The following is a 13,164-nucleotide window of genomic DNA, read 5'->3' on the forward strand; positions in this document are numbered from 1 at the left end:
TCAAGCCTCTTGGGGCGGAATCTACGGCCGCCATGAGACGCGGTGGCTCGACAAGAATTCGTACGTGGACATCATCGCCTCCCAGCCGTCGGGGAACGACACCGCCGCGCCGAGCCGCACCGGCTCCGTCGACGGGTGCTCGTCGAGGAGCTCCGCGACGCCCGCGCGGCACACCACGACGCAGGCGTGCCGGTGCCGGGAGGCCAGTACGCACAGGCGGCCCGTCTCCAGGTGGAACGCGGTCGCGTCCGGGCGCCCGGACAGCGGATGGAGGACGACCGTGACGTCGTACTCGCGCCCCTGGAGCCGGTTCGCGGTGTCCACCGTCACGCCCGTCACCCCGAGCCCCGCGAGCGCCGCCCGGACCGCCGCCGCCTGGTCGCGGTGGGCGGTGCCGACCGCGACCCGGTCGGGCGTCAGGGGCACCGGACGCTCGGACCGCTCCGAGACCGCCGCGCCGCCCCGGTCCAGGAGCCGCCGGACGACCAGGGCGACCGCGCCGACCGCCTCGGGGTCGGTGCGCGGGGTGGTGCGGGCCGGCAGTTCGAGCAGCCCCCAGCCCGACTCCGCCGCCTCGTCGAGGACCCGGTCGGGACCCGAACCGTCCGACGCCACCCCGAAGGAGAGCTTCCGGTCCCCGGGCCCGGTACCGCTGCGGAACGGCGTGTACGGGTAGAAGGCGTCCGACACCAGTGGCGCCGCCGAGGCGGGCAGCCGCCAGGAGACCGGCAGCCGGTGCTGCGGAAGCTCCGGATTGTGCGCGAGCAGGGTGGAGACGGCCGAGGCGGACGGGTCGTACGAGAGGCCCGCCCACTGCTCCGCGCCCACCACCGAGAACGGGTCGAGCTGCCCGGGGTCGCCCACGAACAGCGCCCGCTCGAAGAGCCCCGCCACGGCGAGCAGCGCGTCGGAGCGCATCTGGTACGCCTCGTCGACGATCGCGTGCGCCCACGGCTCGACGTTCTTCACGTGCGCCCACTTGGCGGAGGTCGACAGGACGACCGGCAGCCCCGCCAGCTCTCCGGGCTTCGCCGACTTCCGTACGGTGGCCAGGTCGTCGAGCGCCTTGTCGTACGGGTCGCTGTCGTTCGAGTGCAGCCGGCCCACCTCCAGGCCGGGCTCCTTCTCGGCGAGCCGCAGCACCAGGTCGTCCACCTGCGCGTTCGTCTGCGCGACGACCATCAGGGAACGCCCGGCGGCGGCCAGTTCGAGCGCCGCCCGCACCACCAGGGTCGACTTCCCGGCCCCCGGAGGCGAGTCCACGACGACACCCCGGGAGGTGCCGTGCAGGGTGTCGGCGAGGATGCCGTCCGTCGCCCGCCCGGCCTCGGCGGACGGATCGAAACGCGGTTCAACGGTCGTCACAGCACGTCCTCGGGGGTCACGGCGTCGGGCGGTTCGGGGAGGTCGGCCTGGCGCGGCGGTCCGCCGTGCGTCCAGGGCGTCTCCTCCGGGTCCGGCAGCTTCGGCCCGACCCGCTGCTCGTGCTCGAACAGCGTCCAGGCGATCCGCTCGCCCTTCTCCGGCACCGAGCCCTCCGCGGGCTCCTTCGACCGCCCCATCTTGTCCAGGAGCCGCAGCACCAGCGAGCCGTCCTCCTCGTGCCGCACGAACTCCGCCGCCTGCGGCTTCCCGTCGAGCGAGCGGAACACCTTCGCCTTCTCCGCGAGGTGCGGCCGGTCCTCCGTGCGGACCGTGAGGAGCGGGCGCGGCGCGGGCCGCTTCGACTCCGTCCAGGCCATCGTCACCTCGACCACCTCCGCCGCGAACGCCTCGCCCGCGAGCCGCCGTCCCGCCAGGACCAGCGGGTCGTCGAGCGCCTCGTGCGCCTCCAGCTGGCCCTGCGCCTGCTCGCGGGCCGCGAGCTTCGAGGCCGCCCCCACGGCGTCGTCCCGGCGCGGCTGCGGCGGCTCGCCGGCCGTGATCCGGTCCCGGTGACCGGTGAACGACCAGCGGTCGCGGGTCCAGCGGTCCTCGACCCTGGCCCCCTCCGGCAGCTCCCGCAGCAGGTCGAGGGCCTGCCAGACGAGGTCCCAGGTCGGCTTCAGCTGCGACGCGACGACCCGCCGGATCTCCCGCTCGGCCCGGTGCAGCTCGCCGAGGCCCGTGTCGGCCGCCTCACCGTCCTCGGCCGCGCCCAGCGCCTGCCGGGCCCGGTCGTACCGCTCGATCGCGGGCGCCAGGAGCCGGTTGTCGAAGGCCGGATCGGTGGCGGGCCCGGCGGGCGGGCACAGCAGCTGCCCCCGCTCGTCCCGGCCGGCCTCGGCCCGCAGCGCTCCCTCGGGCCCCGACTCCCCGTCCCGCGGGTCGATCCAGGCGAGCAGCGCGCCCAGGTGCTGGTCCTCCAGGGAGGACTGGCCGGTCGCCCAGTGCCGGTTGAGCAGGTCGGTCGCGGCGAGCAGCAGCGAGGAACCGGGCACCCGCGCCCGCTCGCCGAAGTGCGTCAGCCAGCGCCCGAGCAGCGGCACGCGCGGCGGCGCGGGGAACGGCGTCTCCGGATCCTGTTCGGCCGTCCGCCGGAACCGCGTCGACCGCCCGAGCAGCCGTACGTACTCGATGCCCGCCCGGCTCGGCACGATCAGCTGCGGCGCGTCCGCGCACAGCTCGACCTCGACCTTCACCTTCTTGCCGGTCTCGGCATCGACCTCGCTCCGCTCCGCCGCCTCGACGACGTCCGTGAACGAGTCGACGTACGGCAGGACCTCCTCCGCCAGGTCGGCGAGGAACGCGAACCGCAGGTCCCGGTCCCGGGGCTGCGCCACCACCAGGAGCCGCGGCTCGTCGCGGTCGGTGCCGACGAGCGCGCCGAGCGGCGCCCCCGCCTCACCGGCCGTCGTCAGGGGGACGAGGACGAGCGGCCGCGCGGACACGTGCCGGTGGCGGACGGTGGCCAGCGGCTGGGCACGGCCCGACTCGACGGCCTCCATCCGGGCGAGCGCGGAGATCAGCGACATGCGGGGTCCTCCTCGTACGGCCCCTGCGACCGGTTCGGCGCCGCCACCCGGTCCAGCGCCTCCTGGCGCAGCGCCCGCGCCCGGCGCAGGGCCGCCACCGCCGGATCGTCCGGGTCGCCCGCCTCGCCGCGCGCCGCCGCCAGGACCGCGTCGACCGTCGTGAGGCCGCCCAGCTCACCCCGTACCGCACGGCCCAGGGTCTCCACCGCGCCCGCCTCCCGGGCCCGCGCCCGGCAGTGGAAGGCCAGCTCGCAGGCGGCCAGGCACTCCGGCGCGTACGCGTGGGGCACGGACTCCACGGCCTCCGTCAGCTCCGCCGGCGAGCACCCCGCCACATCGAAGGTGGTGCCCTCCGGCAGGGCGTCCGCGATCTCCTCGATCCGGGTCAGCCGGGCCAGCTGCCGCCGGGTCACCGACCGCTGCTTGCGCACGTCCACGACCGAGGCCGTCGGCACGTTCGAGAAGTCCTTCGGGCAGACGAGGAGCACCGAGTGCGCGACCCGCGCGCCCTCGGTCAGCGCCGCCATCCGTTCGAGCGCGAGCACGTACACGGCGGACTGCCGGGCCGCCGCGCCCACCTTCGACGCGTCGGCCGCGCCGTCGATCATCGGGAAGGACTTGATCTCGACGACCGTCCACCGCCCGTCGGGAGCGACCACCACCGCGTCCGGCTCCAGATAGACCGGGGAGCCGGCCACCTCCAGGGCGAGCAGCGGATGGTCGAGCAGCGCCCACGCCCCGGCCCCGGTCGCCTCCCGCAGCGCGAGCGCCGTCCGGGCCGTCCGCCCCTGGGGTCCGGCCGCCGCCAGATCGGGCACGGAGACCGCGCCGGGCTCCTCGACGCCGAGCAGGCGCAGCAGCTCACGGCCGCCGTCCGCCTTGACCTTCGCCTCGAACGAGTTGCCCCGCATGATCGCGAACTGCGACTGGCCGAACGGCGCGGGGGAGCCCAGCTTCGACGCGAGCGCCGCCTTGTCGACCCCGGCGCCGTCGAGCAGCGCCCGCCGTCGGCAGCCCGGATTGGCGGCGAGCGCGGCGAGCGCCCGCGCGTCCAGAGCGCGCGGCGGCGTGCCCGGTCCGCGCAGCTCGGCCAGAGCCTGTCGGAGTGTCGTCTGCGCGGGTCGGGGCAGACCGGTGTCCAGGGATGCGCTCACCCGCGGAAGTCTCGCATCCACCACTGACAACCGTCCGGAGGTCGCCCGGACGTCACCCCGAATTCGCGTGGGCGATGATGGGAGAGGCACGTCCGCACACCGTGAACCAATGGAGAGCCTTCCCATGGCACCGCGCATCCTGCTCGCCCGGCACGGCCAGACCGAGTGGTCGCTTCTCGGCCGGCACACCGGCAGGACCGACATCCCCCTGCTCGACGAAGGCCGGCGCGGCGCGAAGCTGCTCGGCGAGCGGCTGCACCGCGGACCCTGGCAGGGACTGCCCGACGTGGAGGTGCGCACCAGCCCGCTGGTCCGCGCGAGCGAGACCTGCGCCATCGCGGGATTCGGCGACCGCGCCGAGCCGTGGGACGCGCTGATGGAGTGGGACTACGGGTCGTACGAGGGAATGACCCCGGCCCAGATCCAGGCGATCCGCCCCGGCTGGCTGATCTGGCGCGACGGCGTCCCGGAGGGAGAGTCGCTCGCACAGCTCTCGGACCGCGCCGACGAGATCGTGGAGTGGGCCCGCTCCACGGACCGTGACGTGCTGGTCTTCGCCCACGGCCACATCCTGCGCTCGATCGGCGCGCGCTGGCTCGGCGAGGACGTCTCGTTCGCGTCCCGCATCCGCCTCGACCCGACGAGCCTCTCGGTCCTGGGCTGGGCGTACGGCGCACCGGCGATCGAGCGCTGGAACGACACCGGGCACCTGGAGTAGGACACCGGGCCCCTCAGTACGCGGCGAGGACCCGGCTCGTCTCGGCGAGCATCCCGCGGATCCGGGCCGAGGCGATGCCGTCGAGGGAGTCCATGACGCGCTTCGCCTCCGCCGCCGCCTCGTCCGGGCGCCCGGCGTGCGCCAGGTCCTTGGCCAGGTGGGCGCGGTAGAGCGCGAGGTTCCGGGCGAAGTACGGATTCTGCAGGACCGTCGCCCGGTGGGCGTGGCGGGCGGCGCGCCCCCAGTCGCCGAGGGCCGCCCAGCACTGGGCCTCCAGGGCCTCCCGCTCCGGCTCGCCGAAGAACGACATCCACTCCGGGTCGCCGTCGGCGGGCCCCCGGTCGAAGTGCCCGTGGGCGCGGCCGAGGGCCTGCTCGCAGGCGGACCGGTCGCCGAGCCCCGCCCACGCGGCCGCCTCCCGCAGCGACAGCAGCGACAGCAGCCGGGCCGAGTCGAGGGGCTGCGCGGCCCGCAGCCCCGCCTGGGCCGCCCGGACCGCCTCGCGGTACCGGCCGGTGTCCCGGGCCAGGAACGACGTGTTGCAGAAGGCGTGCGCCTCCAGGGCCGCGTTCCCGGAGAACCGCGCGGTGGCGAGGGCCTCGGCGTAGTGCGAGCGCGCGTCCTCGTGGCGGCCCGAGTCGTGGGCGAGCCAGCCGACGGAGAGGGACAGCTCGCCGGCGCCCGCGTGCAGCCGGTCCTCGGTGGAGCGACGGGTCATGGTTCCCGTGTCGAGCAGCGCGTACGCGGTACGGAGGGGCTGCGCGGCCACCTTGTAGAGCCCGTCGGCGCCGTGCCGGTCGTCGAGCAGACGGATCTGCCGTACGGCCTCCTCCACGGCCCGGACCTCGGTCTCGCCGATTCGGTGGCTGCCGCGGGGGGCGGGGATCGCGACGGCGGGGCCGCCGAGTCCCAGCGAGGCGGCCGCCAGGGTGGCGGAGCCGCTCGTCATGAATGCGCGACGCAGCACGTCGCTCTCCTCATCGTTCCGGGTCGAGATCGCGACGGGAGGCGGAGCCCCGGCCGCGACCGGCTGCCGCCGGCCGCGTACCGTCTCCCGCGCGGAGAAGCCCAGGTCGGAGAGGCCGAGTCCGGGGAACATGTGCAGGAAGACCCGCTCGTACGCGTAGTTGGGGCAGCGGATCTCGCCCGCTTCCACGCGCCCGATGTAGCGGGCGTCGCACGCGACCTGTTCGCCGATCTCCCGCGCCGCCCGGCGGACAGCCGCGGCGAACTCCGCCGGCGAGTGCTGTCCGCGGAGCCGGCGGAAGGCGAGGTTGGGAACTGCCCGTGACATCGCCATGGCCGAGCCCTCTCCTGGTGCTGCCGGGTGGTCCGGCGGCAAGAACGTACCTGCTGTGACCGGATGCGTACGCTGAGTTTGGCTACAAATCGGATATCTCGCCTGCGATCTGCCATGAACTGCCATCCTTTGCAGCGGCATGGCGCCGTAGCCGTTGACGCGCACGGGCGTTGAACCGTAAGGGAGAGACGGAACGTGTCTCCTCTGGAGCGAGGAGGCGTCCCATGTCGGAGATCGGTTCGCAGTCGGCCACGTGGCACGCGCCCGCCCCGGACGCCGGCACCACCCCCCAGCCCCCCGCGGAGCCCTGGGACCTGGTGACCGTGCCGGTCCGGCAGGGCCTGGAGGCCGTCGACATCCTGCGCCGCGGCAGCACCCCCGCGGTCGGCCCGGTCGTGCACGACGGGGCCTGCGACACCCTCGGCTTCCTGGTCCCGCCGGGCACGGCCGCCGCTTGGGACATGCCGGGCAGCGCGTGTACGCGGACCTCGGGGCGCGGCCTCCGCCTCCCCGAGCTGCCGGAACTCCCCGAACCGACGGGCGACACCCCCCGCCCCGCCGGCTGGCTGCTGCCGCCGAAGGACACCGACCCCGTCACCGACCCCGTCGTCCTGCGCGAGGCGCTCGGCGAGGCGGCCCGGCTGATCGAGGCGGCCGACGGCTGCCACTGAGCCACGGGGCGGTGCCCAGCCGGGCATGCCCGGATAATGGGGCACGTGGCCAGGAACAAACAGCGCGACCGGGCGGCGTCCGCCGCCTCCGTCGTCGAGACCGTCGACGGCGGGCTCGCCGAACTCATACCCGACCGGGAGCGCCCGCGCGCCTGGACGCTCCTCATCGACGGCGCCCCGCAGTCGCACGTCGACCTCGACGACCCGGCCCACCTCTCCTTCGAGTACCAGCGGCGCCTCGGCCACATCGCCGACCTCGCCGCCCCGCCGAACCGGCCGCTCCAGGTCGTGCACCTCGGCGGCGGCGCCTTCACCCTCGCCCGCTACGTCGCCGCCACCCGCCCCCGCTCCACCCAGCAGATCGTCGAACTCGACGGGCCCCTGGTCCAGTTCGTCCGCCGTGAACTACCCCTCGACGCCGGGGCCCGCATCCGTGTACGTTCCACCGACGCCCGCGCCGGACTCGCCAAGGTGCAGGACGGCTGGGCGGACCTCGTCATCGCCGACGTGTTCAGCGGGGCCCGCACCCCGGCCCATCTGACCAGCACCGAGTTCCTCGGCGAGGTGCGGCGGGTCCTGCGCCCCGGCGGCTTCTACGCGGCGAACCTCGCCGACGGCCCGCCCCTGACCCATCTGCGCGGCCAGATCGCCACGGCCGCCGCCGTCTTCCCCGAACTGGCGCTGACCGCCGACCCCACGGTGCTGCGCGGCCGCCGCTTCGGCAACGCCGTGCTGCTCGCCTCCGACCGAGAGCTGCCGGTGGCCGAGCTGACCCGCCGGGTCGCCACCGATCCGCACCCGGGCCGGGTGGAGCACGGACGGGAGCTCGCCGACTTCGCCGGCGGGGCGGCCCCGGTCACCGACGCGAGCGCCAAGCCCTCGCCCGTACCGCCCGCGTCCGTCTTCCGCTGAGGCCGCCGAGGCCTCTCAGGCCGTGCGGTCCTCGATCTCCACGCGGGGCGCGCTGTCGTGCCACAGGCAGAAGACCGAGAGCTCGCGGCCGTCCTTGGTGAAGGTGACCCGGATCCAGGTCGGCTGCTTCCACACCTGCATCTGCCAGCCCGACGCGGGCGTCGCCGAGACCAGCTCGGCCGACGTCTCGCCGAGGTCGAAGGTGACCCGGCCGCCGTCGACCGGGTAGCTCTTCACCGAGGACGCGGTGGTGGGCGCGGGGCTCGTGGCGGGCGCGGCCGTGGTGGCGGGGGGTGTCGCCGGCGTGGACTCCGGCCCGTCGGAGGGCGGCGAAGCGGGTGTCGACGGCGGGGCGGCGGACGTCGTGCGGTCCTCGCTCGGCGTGGGCTTGCGGGACGGCGGCGAGGTCGCCGGGGGCTCGGCCCGGTGCGTCGAGGAGGCCAGCGGATCGCTGCCGGAGGTGCCCGGTGCGACCTCGGTGGCGCCGACCGGGAGCGGCAGCGCGCGCGGAGGGTCGTAGACCGTGCCGGACAGCACCGTGTGCACTCCCCACCAGGACAGGGTGACCGCCGCGCCGGTGGCGAGCGACCAGGCCAGGGCGTGAACGAGTCCTCTTCGCACCGGCCCATAGTGCACCACCCTGTGAGGGGGAGTACGGGAGGGTGTGGATTGCTCACCCGTTCCCCCGAATGGCGTACGGTGCGGCCCATGGCAAGTGTGCTCGTGGTCGAGGACGACCAGTTCGTGCGCTCCGCCCTCATCCGCCAGCTCTCCGAGGCCTCCCACACGGTACGGAGCGTCGGGACGGCTCTGGAGGCGTTGCGCGAGGTCGCCCATTTCCGTTTCGACGTGGTCATCCTCGACCTCGGACTGCCCGACCTGGACGGGTCCGAGGCGCTCAAGATGCTGCGCGGGATCACCGACGTACCGGTGATCATCGCGACCGCCCGGGACGACGAGGCCGAGATCGTACGGCTCCTGCACGCCGGCGCGGACGACTACCTCGTGAAGCCCTTCTCGGTGGACCACCTCTCGGCCCGCATGGCCGCCGTCCTGCGCCGGGCGCGGTCCGCCGCGGGCGAGGCGCCGCCGCCGCGGGTCATCCGGGTCGGTGGCCTGACCGTCGATCCGCTGCGCCGTCAGGCGGAGCTGGACGGGGCGCCGTTGGACCTCACCCGGCGCGAGTTCGACCTGCTGGCGTTCCTCGCCGGGCGGCCCGGCGTGGTCGTCCCGCGCAAGGAGCTGCTCGCCGAGGTGTGGCAGCAGTCCTACGGGGACGACCAGACCATCGACGTGCATTTGTCATGGCTGCGGCGGAAACTGGGCGAAACGGCCGCGCGGCCCCGCTACTTGCACACCCTGCGCGGGGTGGGCGTGAAGCTGGAGCCGCCCCGGGAGCCGCAGCCGTGAGGTGGGCGCTCGTCAAGGTGTCGCTGGCCGTCACCGTCATGGTCGTCGTCGCCTTCGCCGTACCCCTCGGGCTCGTCGTCAAGGAGATGGCCCGCGACCGGGCCTTCTCCAACGCCGAACGGCGGGCCGCCGGGCTCGCCCCCGTCCTCGCGATCACCACCGACCGCGAGGAGCTGGACAAGGCCGTCGCCACCACCGAGGACGGGGCCGCCGGACGGCTCGCCGTCCACGTGCCCGCCGCGGAGCCGGGCGGGACCGCGCTGGAGATCGGCACCCGCAGGGCCGACGCCGAGGAGCTCGCCGCCACCCGCCGGCTCGGCCGCGCCTCCATCGCCGAGGTGCCGGGCGGCTTCGCGCTGCTCCAGCCCACCGCGATCAGCAGCGGTCAGGTCGCCGTCGTCGAACTCTTCGTCCCCGAGGGCGAGGTCACCAACGGCGTCGCCACCGCCTGGCTCGTCCTCGCGGGGGTCGGCATCGCCCTGATCGTCGGCTCCGTCGCCGTCGCCGACCGGCTCGGCGTCCGCATGGTCCGGCCCGCCCAGCGGCTCGCGGGCGCCGCCCACGACCTCGGCGAGGGCCGGCTCGGCGCGCGGGTCCCCGAGGAAGGCCCGCCGGAGCTCAAGTCGGCGGCCGTCGCCTTCAACTCGATGGCCGACCAGGTCGTCCAGCTCCTCGCCAACGAACGCGAGCTCGCCGCCGACCTCTCCCACCGGCTCCGCACCCCGCTGACCGTGCTGCGGCTCAACACGGCCTCGCTCGGCTCGGGACCCGCCGCCGAGCAGACCCGCGCGGCCGTCGAACAGCTGGAGCGCGAGGTCGACATCATCATCCGTACGGCCCGGGAGGCGAAGCCGCAGACCCAGGCGACCGGCCCCGGCGCCGGCTGCGACGCCGCCGAGGTGGTCCGTGCGCGGATGGACTTCTGGTCGGCGCTCGCCGAGGACGAGGGCCGGCGGGTACGGGTCGCGGGCGTCGAACGTCCGGTACGCATCCCGGTGGCCCGCCCCGAACTCGTCGCCGCCCTCGACGCCCTGCTCGGCAACGTCTTCCGGCACACCCCCGAGGGCACCGCCTTCTCCATCGACGTCCACAACGGCGACGACGCCGTCATCGTCCTGGTCTCCGACGCGGGCGCCGGCATCGCCGACCCCGCCGCCGCCCTGGCCCGCGGCAACAGCGGCGGCAGGCCCGGCTCGACGGGCCTCGGCCTGGACATCGTGCGGCGGATGGCGGAGGCGACCGGGGGAGACGTCGCCATCGGGCACTCCGTCCTCGGGGGCACCGAGGTCCGCGTCTGGATCGGGCTCGACGGGCGCCGCTCGGGCACCACGACGGGCCGCCGCGGCCACCGCCCGGCCCGCCGCCGTCGCGGTGGCGGCACGGGCACCCGGCGCGCAGCCGACGCCTGAATCCTCCCGACGCCTGAGCCCCGTCGGGGTCGAACCTTTCGTGTTTCCGATGCCTTCCTTAAGCGGAGCCTAAGAATCCCAACCCCGGCCCGATCGCGGCCATTTGTCCGTTTCCCAGTCGCTAGCGTGCTGCCGCACCCCACCACCCCCACACCCCGGCACACAGAGGCAGGCACCGATGGGCACCAGTTCGCACCGGCGCAGGGCGAGCACCAGGACCAAGGTCGTCGGAGCGGTCGTCGCTGCGGCGATCGCCGGCGGCGCCGCCTTCGCGCTCGGCGGGACCGCGCAGGCCGCCGCCGTCGGCGCCGCGTACACCCGGACCAGCGCCTGGACCGGCGGCTACACCGGCCAGTACGTCGTCACCAACGAGACGACCACCGCCCAGTCCGACTGGACCCTGGAGTTCGACCTCCCGGCCGGGACGACCATCGGCTCCCTCTGGAACGGCGAGCACACCGTCTCCGGCGGCCACGTCACCGTGAAGCCCGCGAGCTGGAACAAGCAGCTCGGCCCCGGCCAGTCCGTCACCGTCGGCTTCGTGACCTCCGCCGCGGGCGCGGCGGGCGACCCGACCGGCTGCCTCATCAACAAGGCCGCCTGCTCCGCCGGAGGCCCCGCCCCCACCCCCAGCGGCCGCCCCACCGACCAGCCGACCGCGACCGCCTCCCCGAAGCCGACGGCGACAGCCACGGCCACGGCCACCGTGAAGCCGACTCCGACGGCCACGGCCACCGCCACCGCGACGGCCACCGTGAAGCCGACCCCCACGGCGACCGCCACCACGCCCCCCACCACGGCGCCCACCCCGACGCCGACCGCGACCGGCGCGCCCGGCACCGCCGCCAAGTACGCCCCGTACGTCGACACCTCGCTCTACCCGACGTACGACCTGCTCGCGACCGCCGACGCCACCGGCGTGAAGGAGTTCAACCTCGCCTTCATCACCTCCGGCGGCTCCTGCGCCCCGCTCTGGGGCGGGGTCACCGACCTCGCGAACGACAAGGTCGCGGCCCAGATCGGCGCCCTGCGCGCCAAGGGCGGTGACGTCCGCGTCTCCTTCGGCGGCGCCGCCGGCCACGAGCTGGCCCTGAACTGCTCGTCGTCCTCGGCACTCGCCGCCGCGTACGGCAAGGTCATCGACCAGTACAAACTGACCAAGGTCGACTTCGACGTCGAGGGCGCCGCCCTGCCGGACACGGCCGCCAACACCCGCCGCTCCCAGGCGATCGCCCAGCTCCAGCAGACCCACCCCGGCCTGAACGTCTCCTTCACCCTGCCGGTCATGCCCGAGGGCCTGACGCAGCCGGGCGTGGCCCTGCTCGTCGACGCGAAGAAGAACGGCGTCCGCGTCGACGCCGTCAACATCATGGCGATGGACTACGGCCCGGCGTACAGCGCGGACATGGGCACGTACGCGATCCAGGCCGCGACCGCGACCCAGGCCCAGGTCAAGGGAGTCCTCGGGCTCTCCGACGCGGCCGCCTGGAAGGCCGTCGCCGTCACCCCGATGATCGGCGTCAACGACGTCACCACCGAGATCTTCCGGGTCGACGACGCCACACAGCTCGTCGACTTCGCGAAGTCGAAGGGACTCGGCTGGCTCTCGATGTGGTCCTCGACCCGTGACAAGCAGTGCGCCGCCGGCGCCGTGAACCACGCCGACGCCACCTGCTCCTCGATCCTCCAGCAGCCCCTGGCCTTCACGAAGGCCTTCGCCGCCTACAAGTAGGCAGGCCCTCAGGCCCCCCACACCGCGCGCCCCGGCCGGAACCACCCCACCGCCGGCCGGGGCGCGCACCCCTACCCGGCCGGCGCCGGCCGCGGCGCGCAGGCGTCGGCGATCGCCGCGGTGTCCCAGTAGAAGGGCCTGACCTCGGCGATCCGGCCGTCCCGCACGGTGATCGTCTGCAGGATCGGGAAGGTCAGCTCGCGGCCGGTGGCACGGGCGCGGGCACGCACGCGCGTGAGGACCACCGCGGTCGGGCCCGTGGCGAGGAACTCCTGCTCCGTCATGTCGAAGGACTCCCACACCCGGCTCATCGTGAGGAAGAAGCGCTCCACGCCCGCGTGCCCGCGCCAGGTCCCGCCGTACGGCAGGGCGGCGGCCTGGTGGAGGACGACGTCGGGCGCGAAGTAGGGGGCGAGCGGTGCGAAGGAGGCCCTGCCGGGGCCTCCGGCCGCCAGATAGGCGGCCTCCGCCGCGTACATACCGGTCAGGACGGCCGCCGAGTCCGTGGCGGCGGCGTTCGTGATCTCTGGGGTGGAGGGAGTCGTCATGCCGCCAGCGTGATCGCCCAAGGCGGATCACGCTGGCGGCTGTCGGACGTCGACCTCGCTCGCCGACCTGCGCCCTACGCCCGCGAGGCCTTCCACTCCTCCGTGTAGGAGCCGGTGGTGAGGTGGGTGAGCAGCTGCGGGTGGTAGACGTCGTTGCGGGTGAGGGAGGTCTGCCGGACCGCGATGTCCGGGTGGATCCGCATGTACGTGTCGTAGAGCCCGGCCTCCTGGAGGCCGAACGTGCCGAACACCCCGACCGTGAGCGTGATCCGCCGTCCGCTCCCGTCCACCGGCTCCCGCGCGGGGACGCCCGCCCCGGGCAGCGGGGGGCAGTTCGTCGGGCCGGGCGGAAGTCA

The 13,164-nt window shown here is 74.7% G+C and carries 13 protein-coding genes; 6 read left to right on the forward strand and 7 right to left on the reverse strand.

The genetic code is table 11. From position 1 onward, the window contains the following. Window positions 1–21 precede the first annotated feature (21 nt). Genes ACIBG6_RS10220 through ACIBG6_RS10230 form a run of 3 tightly spaced genes read right to left on the reverse strand, consistent with a single transcriptional unit; the run spans window position 22 to window position 4,108 of the window. Window positions 22–1,365, reverse strand: a complete 1,344-nt coding sequence (locus ACIBG6_RS10220; protein WP_399222130.1) for an AAA family ATPase — start codon at window positions 1,363–1,365, stop codon at window positions 22–24. Beyond that, on the reverse strand, window positions 1,362–2,954 hold the full coding sequence (locus ACIBG6_RS10225) for a hypothetical protein (protein WP_399222131.1): 1,593 nt from the start codon (window positions 2,952–2,954) through the stop codon (window positions 1,362–1,364). The genes ACIBG6_RS10220 and ACIBG6_RS10225 overlap by 4 nt, the downstream gene beginning before the upstream one ends. Then, window positions 2,945–4,108 carry a hypothetical protein gene (locus ACIBG6_RS10230; protein ID WP_399222132.1) on the reverse strand — a complete coding sequence of 388 codons (1,164 nt, stop codon included), beginning with the start codon at window positions 4,106–4,108 and terminating at the stop codon, window positions 2,945–2,947. The genes ACIBG6_RS10225 and ACIBG6_RS10230 overlap by 10 nt, the downstream gene beginning before the upstream one ends. A gap of 124 nt (window positions 4,109–4,232) precedes the next feature. Between ACIBG6_RS10230 and ACIBG6_RS10235 the strand changes: the two genes are divergently transcribed. Beyond that, a complete protein-coding gene (locus tag ACIBG6_RS10235) occupies window positions 4,233–4,826 on the forward strand; it encodes a histidine phosphatase family protein (RefSeq protein WP_399222133.1) in 594 nt (197 codons plus the stop codon). A 13-nt stretch (window positions 4,827–4,839) separates the two neighbouring features. On the opposite strand, the gene ACIBG6_RS10240 is transcribed toward ACIBG6_RS10235, so the two are convergent. Next, a complete protein-coding gene (locus ACIBG6_RS10240; RefSeq protein WP_399222134.1) occupies window positions 4,840–6,126 on the reverse strand; it encodes a tetratricopeptide repeat protein in 1,287 nt (428 codons plus the stop codon). A gap of 224 nt (window positions 6,127–6,350) precedes the next feature. On the opposite strand from ACIBG6_RS10240, the gene ACIBG6_RS10245 reads away from it, so the two are divergent. Both ACIBG6_RS10245 and ACIBG6_RS10250 read left to right on the forward strand, forming a co-directional pair. Next, window positions 6,351–6,797, forward strand: coding sequence for a hypothetical protein (locus tag ACIBG6_RS10245; protein WP_399222135.1), 447 nt, complete (start codon window positions 6,351–6,353; stop codon window positions 6,795–6,797). Window positions 6,798–6,833: 36 nt separating this feature from the next. Next, window positions 6,834–7,709 (forward strand): spermidine synthase, encoded by an 876-nt coding sequence (locus ACIBG6_RS10250; protein WP_399222136.1) that lies wholly within the window; start codon window positions 6,834–6,836, stop codon window positions 7,707–7,709. Window positions 7,710–7,724: 15 nt separating this feature from the next. On the opposite strand, the gene ACIBG6_RS10255 is transcribed toward ACIBG6_RS10250, so the two are convergent. Next, entirely contained in the window at window positions 7,725–8,330 is a 606-nt protein-coding gene (locus tag ACIBG6_RS10255) for a hypothetical protein (RefSeq protein WP_399222137.1), read from the reverse strand. 87 nt (window positions 8,331–8,417) lie between these two features. On the opposite strand from ACIBG6_RS10255, the gene ACIBG6_RS10260 reads away from it, so the two are divergent. The 3 genes from ACIBG6_RS10260 (at window position 8,418) to ACIBG6_RS10270 (ending at window position 12,260) form a co-directional block, all read left to right on the forward strand. Then, window positions 8,418–9,119 (forward strand): response regulator transcription factor, encoded by a 702-nt coding sequence (locus tag ACIBG6_RS10260; RefSeq protein WP_055643319.1) that lies wholly within the window; start codon window positions 8,418–8,420, stop codon window positions 9,117–9,119. Beyond that, the gene (locus tag ACIBG6_RS10265; RefSeq protein ID WP_399222138.1) at window positions 9,116–10,528 is read left to right on the forward strand and encodes an ATP-binding protein; all 1,413 of its coding nucleotides are present in this window, start codon (window positions 9,116–9,118) and stop codon (window positions 10,526–10,528) included. The genes ACIBG6_RS10260 and ACIBG6_RS10265 overlap by 4 nt, the downstream gene beginning before the upstream one ends. A 178-nt stretch (window positions 10,529–10,706) precedes the next feature. Beyond that, on the forward strand, window positions 10,707–12,260 hold the full coding sequence (locus tag ACIBG6_RS10270) for a cellulose binding domain-containing protein (protein ID WP_399222139.1): 1,554 nt from the start codon (window positions 10,707–10,709) through the stop codon (window positions 12,258–12,260). A gap of 71 nt (window positions 12,261–12,331) precedes the next feature. On the opposite strand, the gene ACIBG6_RS10275 is transcribed toward ACIBG6_RS10270, so the two are convergent. Together ACIBG6_RS10275 and ACIBG6_RS10280 are read right to left on the reverse strand one after the other, a co-directional pair. Further along, window positions 12,332–12,808 carry a nuclear transport factor 2 family protein gene (locus ACIBG6_RS10275; protein ID WP_399222140.1) on the reverse strand — a complete coding sequence of 159 codons (477 nt, stop codon included), beginning with the start codon at window positions 12,806–12,808 and terminating at the stop codon, window positions 12,332–12,334. A 74-nt stretch (window positions 12,809–12,882) separates the two neighbouring features. Further along, a complete protein-coding gene (locus ACIBG6_RS10280) occupies window positions 12,883–13,098 on the reverse strand; it encodes a hypothetical protein (RefSeq protein ID WP_399222141.1) in 216 nt (71 codons plus the stop codon). Between the last annotated feature and the right edge of the window lie 66 nt (window positions 13,099–13,164).

The organism is Streptomyces sp. NPDC050842 (assembly GCF_044456565.1).
Lineage (GTDB): Bacteria > Actinomycetota > Actinomycetes > Streptomycetales > Streptomycetaceae > Streptomyces.

What these genes read in the sequence shown, in the direction of transcription:
- ACIBG6_RS10225 (WP_399222131.1), bottom strand. Translation starts at nt 2,954, where the DNA reads ATGTCGCTGATCTCCGCGCTCGCCCGGATGGAGGCCGTCGAGTCGGGC.
- ACIBG6_RS10245 (WP_399222135.1), top strand. Translation starts at nt 6,351, where the DNA reads ATGTCGGAGATCGGTTCGCAGTCGGCCACGTGGCACGCGCCCGCCCCG.
- ACIBG6_RS10275 (WP_399222140.1), bottom strand. Translation starts at nt 12,808, where the DNA reads ATGACGACTCCCTCCACCCCAGAGATCACGAACGCCGCCGCCACGGAC.
- ACIBG6_RS10260 (WP_055643319.1), top strand. Translation starts at nt 8,418, where the DNA reads ATGGCAAGTGTGCTCGTGGTCGAGGACGACCAGTTCGTGCGCTCCGCC.
- ACIBG6_RS10270 (WP_399222139.1), top strand. Translation starts at nt 10,707, where the DNA reads ATGGGCACCAGTTCGCACCGGCGCAGGGCGAGCACCAGGACCAAGGTC.
- ACIBG6_RS10240 (WP_399222134.1), bottom strand. Translation starts at nt 6,126, where the DNA reads ATGGCGATGTCACGGGCAGTTCCCAACCTCGCCTTCCGCCGGCTCCGC.
- ACIBG6_RS10235 (WP_399222133.1), top strand. Translation starts at nt 4,233, where the DNA reads ATGGCACCGCGCATCCTGCTCGCCCGGCACGGCCAGACCGAGTGGTCG.
- ACIBG6_RS10250 (WP_399222136.1), top strand. Translation starts at nt 6,834, where the DNA reads ATGGGGCACGTGGCCAGGAACAAACAGCGCGACCGGGCGGCGTCCGCC.